This window comes from Micromonospora sp. NPDC000207, assembly GCF_040300925.1.
In the GTDB taxonomy this organism is placed as follows: domain Bacteria; phylum Actinomycetota; class Actinomycetes; order Mycobacteriales; family Micromonosporaceae; genus Micromonospora.
Genome location: NZ_JBEPEQ010000065.1, coordinates 1 through 12,181, shown reverse-complemented (window position 1 = coordinate 12,181; position 12,181 = coordinate 1). Strand labels below are relative to the sequence as shown.

At 72.6% G+C, this 12,181-nt stretch carries 12 protein-coding genes; all 12 read left to right on the top strand.

Annotation, left to right across the window (positions count from 1 at the left end):
- The first annotated feature begins 5 nt into the window (after positions 1 to 5).
- Positions 6 to 1,031: a quinone-dependent dihydroorotate dehydrogenase gene (locus ABT336_RS17180; protein ID WP_350897596.1), complete on the top strand. Its 1,026-nt coding sequence runs from the start codon at positions 6 to 8 to the stop codon at positions 1,029 to 1,031.
- Between the two features lie 76 nt (positions 1,032 to 1,107).
- Positions 1,108 to 2,385, top strand: coding sequence for an adenosylmethionine--8-amino-7-oxononanoate transaminase (locus ABT336_RS17175; protein ID WP_350897595.1), 1,278 nt, complete (start codon positions 1,108 to 1,110; stop codon positions 2,383 to 2,385).
- Positions 2,386 to 2,515: 130 nt separating this feature from the next.
- On the top strand, positions 2,516 to 3,355 hold the full coding sequence (gene pyrF, locus ABT336_RS17170; RefSeq protein WP_350897594.1) for an orotidine-5'-phosphate decarboxylase: 840 nt from the start codon (positions 2,516 to 2,518) through the stop codon (positions 3,353 to 3,355).
- Between the two features lie 175 nt (positions 3,356 to 3,530).
- The gene (gene mihF, locus ABT336_RS17165) at positions 3,531 to 3,848 is read left to right on the top strand and encodes an integration host factor, actinobacterial type (protein ID WP_350897593.1); all 318 of its coding nucleotides are present in this window, start codon (positions 3,531 to 3,533) and stop codon (positions 3,846 to 3,848) included.
- A 26-nt stretch (positions 3,849 to 3,874) separates the two neighbouring features.
- Positions 3,875 to 4,423, top strand: a complete 549-nt coding sequence (locus ABT336_RS17160; protein WP_350897592.1) for a guanylate kinase — start codon at positions 3,875 to 3,877, stop codon at positions 4,421 to 4,423.
- A gap of 2 nt (positions 4,424 to 4,425) precedes the next feature.
- Positions 4,426 to 4,689, top strand: coding sequence for a DNA-directed RNA polymerase subunit omega (gene rpoZ / locus ABT336_RS17155; RefSeq protein ID WP_067373935.1), 264 nt, complete (start codon positions 4,426 to 4,428; stop codon positions 4,687 to 4,689).
- 20 nt (positions 4,690 to 4,709) lie between these two features.
- A complete protein-coding gene (gene coaBC, locus ABT336_RS17150; RefSeq protein WP_350897591.1) occupies positions 4,710 to 5,921 on the top strand; it encodes a bifunctional phosphopantothenoylcysteine decarboxylase/phosphopantothenate--cysteine ligase CoaBC in 1,212 nt (403 codons plus the stop codon).
- An 81-nt stretch (positions 5,922 to 6,002) separates the two neighbouring features.
- Entirely contained in the window at positions 6,003 to 7,196 is a 1,194-nt protein-coding gene (gene metK / locus ABT336_RS17145) for a methionine adenosyltransferase (RefSeq protein ID WP_350897590.1), read from the top strand.
- Positions 7,197 to 7,261: 65 nt separating this feature from the next.
- Entirely contained in the window at positions 7,262 to 9,253 is a 1,992-nt protein-coding gene (locus ABT336_RS17140; protein WP_350897589.1) for a primosomal protein N', read from the top strand.
- 230 nt (positions 9,254 to 9,483) lie between these two features.
- Positions 9,484 to 10,464, top strand: a complete 981-nt coding sequence (locus ABT336_RS17135) for an AAA family ATPase (RefSeq protein ID WP_350897588.1) — start codon at positions 9,484 to 9,486, stop codon at positions 10,462 to 10,464.
- Positions 10,465 to 10,582: 118 nt separating this feature from the next.
- A complete protein-coding gene (gene def / locus ABT336_RS17130; RefSeq protein WP_350897587.1) occupies positions 10,583 to 11,137 on the top strand; it encodes a peptide deformylase in 555 nt (184 codons plus the stop codon).
- Between the two features lie 7 nt (positions 11,138 to 11,144).
- A complete protein-coding gene (fmt, locus tag ABT336_RS17125; protein ID WP_350897586.1) occupies positions 11,145 to 12,071 on the top strand; it encodes a methionyl-tRNA formyltransferase in 927 nt (308 codons plus the stop codon).
- The last annotated feature ends 110 nt before the right edge of the window (positions 12,072 to 12,181 follow it).

Here is a 12,181-nt window from a genome sequence, read left to right as displayed (position 1 = left end):
GCGGGTTGCTGTTTGAGAAGGTCGTCCGCAACGGGTTGTTCCGGGTGGGTGGCGGGGACGCCGAGGCGGCGCACGAGTGGACGCTGCGTCGGCTGGCGGTGCTCGGTCGGCAGCCTGCGCTGCTGGCCGCGCTGCGGGCCCGCTACCTGACCCGGGCACCCCGGACGGTGTTCGGGGTCGAGTTCCCCAACCCGGTGGGGTTGGCCGCCGGCATGGACAAGAACGGGGTGGCCCTGCCGGCCTGGCCGGCGCTGGGCTTCGGCTTCGTCGAGGTCGGCACGGTCACCGCGCACGCCCAGCCGGGGAACCCCACCCCCCGGATGTTCCGGCTCCGCGACAGCGAGGCCGTGATCAACCGGATGGGGTTCAACAACGCCGGTGCCGAGGCGCTCGCCGCCCGGCTGGCCGCGTCGTCCCGTCCGCTGGGGGTCCCGTTGGGGATCTCGCTGGGCAAGTCGAAGGTGACCCCGCTGGACGAGGCGGTGGAGGACTACCTCACCTCGTACCGGGCGTTGCGGGAGCACGGTGACTACTTCGCCGTCAACGTCTCCTCCCCGAACACCCCGGGGCTGCGCGCGTTGCAGGACAGGGAACATCTGGACGCCCTGTTGTCGGCGCTGGTCGGTGAGAAGCCGGTGCTGGTGAAGATCGCCCCGGACCTGACCGAACCGGCCATCGCGGAGCTGCTGGAAGTCTGCCTGGCCCGGGGCGCGGCCGGGGTGATCGCCACGAACACCACACTGTCCCGCGACGGGCTCGCCTACGCCGACCGGCCGCGCGCCGAGGAGGCCGGGGGACTCTCCGGTCGGCCGCTGGCCGACCGGGCCCGTCAGGTGGTCTCCTTCGTGCACACCGAGACCGGTGGACGGCTTCCGGTGATCGGGGTCGGCGGGATCATGGACCCGGACGACGGGGTCCGGATGTTCGACGCCGGGGCCAGTCTGGTGCAGCTCTACACCGGGTTCGTCTACCGGGGGCCGGCTCTGCCCCGGGCCGTGGCGGTCGCGTCGAACCGTGCCGCCGCCAGGTGATCCGGCACCCGGCCACCGCCTCGGCGGTGGTCCGGGTGGCCGGTGGGCCAGTGGAGGTACGGGAGGGACCGCTGCGATGACACCGGAGGAGATCCTCGCGGCCGATCGGGAACACGTCTGGCACCCGTACGCCCCGCTGCCGCCGCAGACCCCGCCGTACCTGGTGACCGAGGCGCAGGGGGTACGGCTGCGGCTGGCCGACGGCCGGGAACTGGTCGACGGGATGGCGTCGTGGTGGTCGGCGATCCACGGGTACCGGCATCCGGTCCTCGACGCGGCGGTCACCGACCAGCTGGGCCGGATGAGTCACGTGATGTTCGGCGGTCTGACCCACGAGCCTGCGGTCCGCCTGGCCCGTACCCTCGTCGAACTGGCCCCGGAAGGGCTGGAGCGGGTCTTCCTCGCCGACTCCGGGTCGGTGAGCGTCGAGGTGGCGGTCAAGATGTGCCTCCAGTACCAGCGGGCCACCGGTCGGCCGCAGCGGCACCGGCTGGGCACCTGGCGCGGCGGGTACCACGGGGACACCTTCCACCCGATGAGCGTCTGCGACCCGGTCGGCGGGATGCACCACCTCTGGACCGACGTCCTGCCCCGGCAGGTCTTCGCCCCGCAACCGCCGTCCGGGTTCGACACCCCGCCGGATCCCGCGTACTGCGCGGCGCTGGCCGAGTCGGTCCAGCGGCACGCCGACGAACTGGCCGCGGTGATCGTCGAGCCGGTGGTGCAGGGCGCCGGGGGGATGCGTTTCCACAATCCGGAGTACCTGCGGGTGCTGCGCGAGGTGACCCGGGAACACGGGGTGCTGCTGGTCTTCGACGAGATCGCCACCGGATTCGGTCGGACCGGGACGATGTTCGCCGCCGAGCACGCCGGGGTCGTCCCGGACGTGCTCTGTGTGGGCAAGGCGCTCACCGGCGGGTACCTGAGCCTTGCCGCCGCGCTCTGCACGCCGGAGGTGGCCCGGGGGATCTCCGCCGACGGTGGGGTCCTGGCGCACGGGCCGACGTTCATGGGCAACCCGTTGGCGTGCGCGGTGGCCGAGGCCTCCCTCGGACTGCTCCGCTGCGGGGACTGGGCCGCCGAGGTGTCGCGGGTGGGCGCCGGACTGCGGGCCGGTCTGGAACCGCTGCGGGCCGCGCCCGGGGTGCACGACGTCCGGGTGCTCGGCGGGATCGGCGTGGTGCAGGTGGACCGTCAGGTCGACGTCCCGGCGGCCACGGCGGCGGCGGTGGAGTGCGGCGTCTGGCTGCGCCCGTTCCGGGACCTGGTGTACGTGATGCCGCCGTACGTCACCGACGACGCGGACCTGGCCCGCATCACGGTCGGGGTGGCGGCGGCGGTGGCGGCCGGCTGAGCCGACGTCGGGCGACCCTCTCGGTCGCCACGAAGGAAGAGGTCATCCCACGGCGTGTCGCCGTGGGGACACGACGCAGGAGGTTCCCGGACGGTCCCACCGTCGCGGGATGTGAAGGGGGTACGGACGGATGGAGAGCTTCGGTAGCCGGTTGCACCGGGCGACGGCCGAGCGGGGACCGCTCTGCGTGGGGATCGACCCGCACCCGGGTCTGCTGGCCCGTTGGGGTCTGCCCGACAGCGTGGAGGGCCTGCGTCGGTTCGCCGAGACGGCGGTGGAGGCGTTCGGTGACCGGGTTGCGGTGGTTAAGCCTCAGTCGGCCTTCTTCGAGCGGTTCGGCGCGTCGGGCGTGTCGGTTCTTGAGTCAACTATCCGACAGTTGCGAGAAGCCGGTTCGCTCGTTCTGCTCGACGTCAAGCGTGGCGACATCGGCTCAACGGTCAGCGCCTACGCTTCCGCGTACCTCGATCCATCCAGCCCCCTGTATGTCGACGCGGTGACCGCCAGTCCGTACCTCGGGGTGGGTTCGCTGGCTCCGATGTTCGACCTGGCCGCCACGCACGGGGGTGGGGTGTTCGTTCTGGCCCTCACCTCCAACCCGGAGGGGGCATCGGTGCAACGCGCTGTCAGTCCCGACGGGCGGACTGTGGCGCAGACCGTGATTGACGAGATTTCGCAGCTCAACAGCGGTGTGAAGCCGCTCGGCAGTTTCGGGCTCGTCGTCGGGGCGACCATTGGCGAGACAGGTCACGACCTGTCCACCGTGGGGGGTCCGCTGCTCGCTCCGGGGCTCGGTGCGCAGGGTGCCACGGCGGCGGATCTGCGTACCGTCTTCGGCACCGCGCTGCCGTGGGTGCTGCCGACGTACTCGCGGGAGGTGCTCAACGCGGGTCCCGACGTGGCCGCGCTACGGGCCGCGACGGACCGGGTGCTGGCCGAGTGCCGGGCCGCCGTCGAGGGTGGCAACTGACTGACGGCTCGGTCACTGAGCGTCCGTGGGCGCGTGCCCACGTTGCCGAATGCTCCGCTGACCGCTAGTTTTCCCCGCGCTGGGAACCACGGACCCCTTTGGTTTCCAGCGACACCATCTTTCACAGATGCGGCGGTGCGTCCCGCCCGTCGCGATAGGGACCTGAGGAGAACTGGTGCCGCTCCCGTCACTGACCCCTGAGCAGCGCGCAGCAGCGCTGGAGAAGGCCGCGGAAATCCGCAAGGCCCGTGCTGAGCTGAAGGAGCAGCTCAAGCAGGGCAAGACCACCCTCGCCGCCGTGCTCGACCGGGCCGAGGGCGACGATGTCGTCGGCAAGCTCAAGGTCTCGGCCGTCCTGCAGTCGATGCCGGGCATCGGCAAGATCCGGGCGACCCAGATCATGGAGAAGCTGAAGATCGCCGACAGCCGCCGCCTGCGCGGACTCGGCGAGCAGCAGCGTAAGGCTCTGCTGGGAGAGTTCGCCGCCAACTGAGCCGCGACGCCGTGTAGAAACAAGCAGTGAGCACGGATGGCGAGGCGCGCCCGGCGGCTCGGCTCACTGTCCTGGCCGGACCGTCCGGTTCCGGTCGGGAGAGTGTGGTCGAGCTGGTCCGGGCGCGTTCACCGTCCGTCTGGGTGCCCGTTCCGGTCACCACCCGTCCCCGCCGAGGGTGTGAGACGGACGGCATCGACCGGGTCTTCGTCGACCCGGCCGGGTTCGATCAGTTGGCCGAAGACGGCCAGCTGCTGGAGTGGGCCAGGATCGGGCCGTACCGGCGGGGTACGTCGGGCGAGCCGATCCGGTCCCGGTTGCAGGCCGGTCTGCCGGTCCTGCTGCCGTTGGACCTGACCGGCGCGTTGCAGGTGCGTGCAGCGTTGCCCCAGGCCCGCCTGGTCCTGCTCCAGCCCCCCGGCTACCGGCCCGATCCGGCAGTCGCGGCCGCCGTGGACCACGCCGTACTGCACGACCGCACGGATCGGGTGGTCGCTGAGCTGGTAGGCTTGCTCGGTTATTGCGTGCCATCGAGCTTTCCAGAGACACCGAGCTTTCCAGAGACGCAGAGGTAACAGTGGGATCCATCGCCAACCCCGAAGGCATCACCAACCCGCCGATCGACGAGCTGCTCGACAAGACCACCTCGAAGTACGCGCTGGTCATCTTCGCCGCCAAGCGTGCCCGTCAGGTCAACGCCTACTACAGCCAGCTCGGCGAGGGCCTCCTGGAGTACGTCGGCCCCCTGGTGGAGACCACTCCGCAGGAGAAGCCCCTCTCGATCGCCATGCGGGAGATCAACGCCGGTCTGCTCACCGCCGAGCCGACCGACCAGCCGTAGCAATCGCCCCCGGTCCGCCGATGTCTGCCCGGATCGTCCTCGGAGTCGGCGGCGGCATCGCCGCGTACAAGGCCTGCGAACTGCTCCGACTGTTCACCGAGTCGGGGCACCGGGTCCGGGTGGTGCCCACCGCGTCCGCCCTGCGGTTCGTCGGGGCACCGACGTGGGCGGCGCTCTCCGGTCAACCGGTCGCCGAGGACGTCTGGTCCGACGTGCACGAGGTGCCCCACGTACGGCTCGGTCAGCAGGCCGACCTCGTGGTGGTCGCCCCGGCCACGGCCGACCTCCTCGCCCGGGCCGCCCACGGGCTCGCCGACGACCTGCTCACCAACACCCTGCTGACCGCCAGGTGTCCGGTGCTGCTGGCCCCGGCCATGCACACCGAGATGTGGGAGAACCCGGCCACCGTCGCCAACGTCGCCACCCTGCGCAGTCGGGGGGTCCGGGTGATCGAGCCGGCCGTCGGCCGGTTGACCGGCGCCGACACCGGCAAGGGACGGCTGCCCGACCCGGCCGAGATCTTCGCTGTCGCCCGACGGGCGCTGGCCCGGGGCGTCGACGCCCCCGCCGACCTCACCGGGCGGCACGTGGTGGTGACCGCCGGTGGCACCCGCGAGCCGTTGGATCCGGTGCGCTTCCTCGGTAACCGGTCGTCCGGCAAACAGGGGTACGCCTTCGCCCGCGCCGCCGTCGCCCGGGGAGCCCGGGTGACACTGGTCGCTGCCAACGTCTCCCTCGCCGACCCGGCCGGTGTCGACGTGGTCCGGGTCGGCACCACCGAGCAGCTGCGGGCCGCGACGCTTGCCGCCGCCGACTCGGCGGACGCCGTGGTGATGGCGGCGGCGCCTGCCGACTTCCGTCCCGCGACGTACTCCTCCGGGAAAATCAAGAAGTCCGAGTCGGCACCGCCTACCATCGAACTCGTCACCAATCCGGACATCGCCGCCGAGCTCGGTCAGGCCCGTCGCCCGGACCAGGTGCTGGTGATCTTCGCCGCCGAGACCGGGGACGCCGAGGCCAACGGCCGTGACAAGCTCGCCCGCAAGCGAGCCGACCTCGTCGTCGTCAACGAGGTCGGTGCCGACAAGGTCTTCGGGGCCGAGACGAACACGGCGACGGTCATCGAGGCCGACGGCGCGGTACACCGGATGCCCGAACAGTCCAAGGAGGACGTCGCCGACGCCGTCTGGGACCTGGTCGTCGCGCGGTGGCAGACGATTCCCGACAGGTGACCCGGGACGGACCGTCCCCGCGCCCTGATGTCCGCGAGACTAGACTCCCGCGAGACGAGTTATCCATAGCTTAGGAGTGCCGTGACACGCCGCCTCTTTACTTCCGAATCGGTCACGGAAGGCCACCCCGACAAGATCGCCGACCAGATCAGCGACGGCATCCTGGACGCGCTGCTGACGGAGGATCCGCGTAGCCGGGTCGCGGTGGAGACCCTGATCACCACCGGGCAGGTACACGTCGCCGGGGAGGTGACCACCAAGGCGTACGCCGACATCCCGAGCATCGTGCGGGAGACCATCCTCGACATCGGGTACGACTCGTCGAAGAAGGGGTTCGACGGGGCGTCCTGCGGGGTGAACGTCTCCATCGGGGCGCAGTCGCCGGACATCGCCCAGGGCGTGGACAACGCCTTCGAGCTGCGTACCGGGTCGTCGGAGAGCGCGCTGGACGCCCAGGGCGCCGGCGACCAGGGCATGATGTTCGGTTTCGCCTGCTCCGAGACTCCGGAGCTGATGCCGCTGCCGATCGCGTTGGCGCACCGGCTGTCCCGTCGACTGGCGACGGTCCGTAAGGACGGCACCGTGCCGTACCTGCGCCCGGACGGCAAGACCCAGGTCACCATCGAGTACGACGGCCTGCGCCCGGTACGGCTCAACACCGTCGTGGTGTCGAGCCAGCACGCCGCCGACATCTCCCTGGAGTCGCTGCTCACCCCGGACGTCCGTGAGCACGTCATCGCCCCCGAGCTGGAGAGCCTCGGCCTGGACACCAGCGACTACCGGCTGCTGGTCAACCCGACCGGCCGGTTCGAGATCGGTGGCCCGATGGGTGACGCCGGCCTGACCGGACGCAAGATCATCGTGGACACCTACGGCGGGTACGCCCGCCACGGTGGCGGGGCGTTCTCCGGCAAGGACCCGTCGAAGGTGGACCGGTCGGCGGCGTACGCGATGCGGTGGGTGGCCAAGAACATCGTCGCCGCCGGGCTCGCCGAGCGCTGCGAGGCGCAGGTGGCGTACGCGATCGGCAAGGCCCACCCGGTGAGCCTGTTCATCGAGACCTTCGGCACCGAGACGGTGCCGGTCGCCTCGATCGAGAAGGCCGTCAACGAGGTCTTCGACCTGCGCCCGGCCGCGATCATCCGGGACCTGAACCTGCTCCGTCCGATCTACCGGCAGACCGCCGCGTACGGCCACTTCGGCCGGGAGCTGCCCGACCTGACCTGGGAGAGCACCGACCGGGCCGCCGACCTCAAGTCGGCTGCGGGAGCCTGACCGGCACCAAGCGCAGCGACCGGCGACCCGCCGAAGGGTCGCCGGTCGCTCGTGTCTGCGTCGACGTGCCGTTGCCGCACCTCGACCGCCCCTTCGACTACCTCGTCCCGGCCGACCTGGCCGACGCCGCGATGCCCGGCTGCCGGGTGAAGGTGCGCTTCGCCGGGCAGCTCGTCGACGGCTGGCTGCTGGAGCGGGCCGACGAGTCGGCGCACTCCGGTCGACTGGCGTACCTGGAGAAGGTCGTCTCCCCGGTGCCCGTCCTGGCCCCGGAGGTCGCCGGGTTGGCGCGTGCCGTCGCCGACCGGTACGCGGGCAGCCTCGCCGACGTGCTCCGGCTCGCCGTCCCACCCCGGCACGCCCGGGTGGAGAAGGAGATCCTCGCCGCCGAGCCCACCACGTCCGCACCCACCAGCGGGTCGGGCGAACCCACCCCGGCGACGCCCGAACCCGTCCCGGCGACGGCCGGGTCGACGCCCCCTGGCGAGTCCACCCCGGCGACGGGAGGGCAGGGTGGTTGGCGGGACTACCCGGCCGGCCCGGCGCTGCTGCGGGCACTCACGCAGGGGCGGGCACCCCGGGCGGTCTGGTCGGCGTTGCCCGGGGAGGACTGGGCGGCCCGCTACGCCGAGGCGTGCGCCGCCGTCGTCGCCGCCGACCGGGGGGTGGTGATGGTGGTGCCCGACGCCCGGGACCTGGACCGCCTCGACGCCGCCCTGACGGCGACGCTCGGTGCGGGGCGACACGTCTGCCTGTCTGCGGCGCTCGGCCCGGCCCGCCGCTACCGGGCCTTCCTGGCCGCGCGACGCGGGGAGGTCCCGGTGGTCGTCGGCACCCGGGCGGCGATGTTCGCCCCGGTCGAGCGGCTCGGCCTGGTGGCGATCTGGGACGACGGGGACGACCTGCACGCCGAGCCCCGGGCGCCGTACCCGCACGCCCGGGAGGTGCTGCTGACCCGGGCCCAACTCGCTGGGGCCGCCGCCCTGGTGGGCGGGTTCTCCCGCACCGCCGAGGCACAGCTGCTCGTCGAGACCGGGTGGGCCCGGGAGGTGACAACCGACCGGGCGACACTGCGCAGCCGTACCCCGGCGATCGTCCCGACCGGGGACGACCCGCAACTGGCCCGCGATCCGGGGGCGGCGACCGCCCGGCTGCCCAGCCTGGCCTGGACTGCGGCCCGCGACGCGGTCCGTGCCGACCAGCCGGTCCTGGTCCAGGTGCCCCGGCGCGGCTACCTGCCGTCGGTCGGGTGCGCCGAGTGCCGGACCCCGGCCCGGTGCCCGCACTGCGCCGGGCCGCTGGCCCTGCCGAACGCCACGGGGACGCCCGCCTGCCGCTGGTGCGGTCGGGTCTGCGCCGGGTACGCCTGCCCCGAGTGCGGTGGACGGCGACTCCGGGCGGCTGTCGTCGGTGCCCGGCGGACCGCCGAGGAGCTGGGCCGGGCCTTCCCCGGGGTGCCGGTCCGGACCTCCGGGCGGGAGGAGGTGCTGACCGCGGTGGGGGACGGGGCGGGCCTGGTGATCGCCACCCCGGGTGCCGAGCCGGTCGCCGAGGGCGGCTACGGGGCGGTGCTGCTGCTCGACTCGTGGGCCCTGCTGACCCGGGCCGACCTGCGCGCCGGTGAGGAGGCCCTGCGCCGGTGGATGACCGCCGCCGCCCTGGCCCGTCCGGCGTCCCGGGGCGGTCGGGTGGTGGTGGTCGCCGACGGGGGCCTCGCCGTGGTGCAGGCGCTGCTGCGCTGGGACGCCGCCTGGTTCGCCGGGCGGGAGCTGGCCGAGCGGCGGGAGTTGGGGTTCCCTCCGGCGGTCCGGATGGCCAGCGTCACCGGTCTCGCCGACGCGGTAGCGGACCTGCTCGCCGGGGCCCGGCTGCCGGCCGAGGCCGAGGTGCTCGGACCGGTCCCCGCCGACGACGACCGGGAGCGGATGTTGGTCCGGGTGCCCCGCTCCCGGGCCGTCGAACTGGCCGGGGCGCTGCACTCCGCCGCTGGTACGCGTACCGCGCGTAAGGCCGCCGACCCGGTCCGTCTCCAGATCGATCCGCTGACCCTGTTCTGAGCGTCATGGTGACGGAGGGTTGCTGCCCGGGTGGTAGCATCGCCCGTCATGCCGGGGCGCGAGGACGACGCGAACGACGGTTGGTGTGGCGACGAGGTCGCCCGTCGGCCGGTCGCGACGCTGCCCGACCCGGCTGAACGCGGCACCGGTGTGGTGCCGTGTCGGTCCCGGCGTCGCCGTGGTGCCAGGGCGATGATGTCAACCATTCGGTGATCAGAGGTGGACCAGTCGTGACCGTTCGTCAATCGATCGTCTTCAACGGTGACCTCGGCAGCGGCAAGAGCACAGTCTCCGTGGAGATCGCCAGGCGGCTGGGGCTGCGTCGGATCAGCGTCGGCGACCTCTACCGGCAGATGGCGCAGGAGCGGGACATGACCGCGCTCCAGCTCAACCTGCACGCCGAGCTGGACCAGGCCGTCGACGGGTACGTCGACCAGCTGCAACGCGACATCGCCGCCTCCGGTGAGCGGCTGGTCATGGACTCCCGGCTGGCCTGGCACTTCTTCACCGACGCGCTCAAGGTGCACATGATCACCGAGGCTGGTGAGGCCGCCCGGCGGGTGCTGGCCCGGCCGTCCGGCCCGGCCGAGAGCTACACCTCCCTGGAGGAGGCGAAGGCGAAGCTGCGGGAACGCAGCGACAGCGAGCGCAACCGGTTCGTCCTCCGGTACGGCGTCGACAAGGCCCGACTGCGCAACTACGACCTGGTCTGCGACACCACCCGGGCCGCCGCCGACGAGGTGATCGAACACGTCGTCGCGGTCTTCACCGGTGCGCTCGGTGCCGACGTCGTCCAGGACTCCCCGCCGCTGCTGCTGCTCGACCCGGCCCGGGTCTACCCGACCGAGGACATCGCCACGCTGCGGGACGTGTGGGACTCCGACCTCGTCGACGGGGCCGACGCCGGTGACGAGGCCCTGGAGCCGTTGCAGATCGGCTACACCGGGGAGTACTTCTTCGTCGTCGAGGGGCACCGTCGGCTCAGCGCCGCCCTGCGGGGCGGGTTCCGTCTCGTACCGGGTCGGCTGGTCGCCGAGATGGAGGAGCCGGTGGTCGGTGGGATGAGCGCCGTGGACTACTTCGCCGCCCAGGTCCGGCCGTCGGTCGTCTACGACTGGCAGGCCGCGCACGGGATCGAGCTGCCCCTGCCCGAGCAGGCCCTGCTGCACCCGGAGACCGTCCTGGCCGGGGAGCCGGGCCAGGGCGCCTGACCCCGGGACGCGTGACGGGCACGACCGGCCGACCACCCTGGTCGACCGGTCGTGATCGGGACACTCCGTAGACTGGTGCGGCACGGACCCGTCCCACCTCGCGAAGGAGCCACCCCGCGTGACCGTCCAGCCCATCCGTCTCTTCGGTGATCCGGTGCTGCGCACGCCGGCCGATCAGGTGGTCGACTTCGATGTCGAGCTGCGCAAGCTCGTCACCGACCTGACCGACACGATGCGTGAGCAGAACGGGGCCGGTCTGGCCGCCCCGCAGCTCGGCGTGGGGCTGCGGGTGTTCACTTTCGACGTCGACGACGTGGTCGGACATCTGGTCAACCCGGTGCTGGAGTTCCCCGACGAGGAGGAGCAGGACGGCCCGGAGGGATGCCTGTCCATCCCGGGGCTCTACTTCGACACCAAGCGTCGACAGCACGTGATCGCCAAGGGTTACAACAGCTACGGCGACCCGATGCAGATCGTGGGCACCGGCCTGATGGCGCGGTGTGTCCAGCACGAGACCGACCACCTCGACGGGGTGCTCTTCCTCGACCGGCTCGACCCGGCCGGGCGCAAGGCGGCGATGAAGGCGATCCGGGAGGCGGAGTGGTACGACCCGGGGGCCCCACCGACGGTGAAGGTCGACCCGCACCGCAGCCCCTTCGGTCTGGGGCGGTGACCGACAGATGCGTCTGATCTTCGCCGGTACCCCGGCCGTCGCCGTACCCGCCCTGGCCGCCGTCGCGGCCTCCCGGCACGAACTCCTCGCAGTGGTCACCCGCCCCGACGCCCCCGCCGGGCGGGGACGGGGCCTGGCCCGCTCACCGGTGGGGGCCTGGGCCGACGAGCACGGGATCGAGGTCCTCACCCCGGCCCGACCCCGGGAGCCGGAGTTCCTGGACCGGCTGCGGGAGCTGGCCCCGGACTGCGCCCCGGTGGTCGCCTACGGCGCGCTGGTGCCGCCGGTTGCCTTGGAGATCCCCCGACACGGCTGGATCAACCTGCACTTCTCGCTCCTGCCCGCCTGGCGGGGGGCGGCACCGGTGCAGCACGCCGTCCTGCACGGCGACGAGCTGACCGGCGCCAGCGTGTTCCAGCTGGAGGAGGGGCTCGACACCGGGCCGGTCTTCGGCACCGTGACCGACGAGGTCCGCGCCGGTGACACCTCCGGCGACCTGCTGGAGCGGTTGGCGAACTCCGGGGCGGGTCTGCTGGTGGCGGTGCTCGACGCGATCGAGGCCGGCACCGTACGCGCCGAGCCGCAACCGGCCGACGGGGTGTCCCTGGCCCCGAAACTGACTGTGGAGGACGCCCGGGTGCGGTGGTCGGATCCGGTGTTCGCCGTCGACCGGCGGATCCGGGCCTGTACTCCGGCCCCCGGCCCGTGGACCACCTTCCGGGGTGACCGGGTCAAACTCGGTTCCGTCGTCCCCGCCCCGGACGGCCCTGACCTCCAACCGGGTGAACTGCTCGTGGAGAAGTCCCGGGTGCTCGTCGGTACGGCCACCACCCCGGTACGCCTCGGCGAGGTCCGGGCGGCGGGCAAGAAGGCCATGCCGGCCACCGACTGGGCCCGTGGCGTCCGCGTCGGCACCGGCGAGGTGTTCGCGTGACCGCCCCCCGGGGTGGCGGTCGCCCCCGACCCGGCGACGACCGGCGGGCCGACGACCAGCGGGGTGGTGACCGGCGGGCCGACGACCGGCGAGGCGGTGACCGGTGGGCC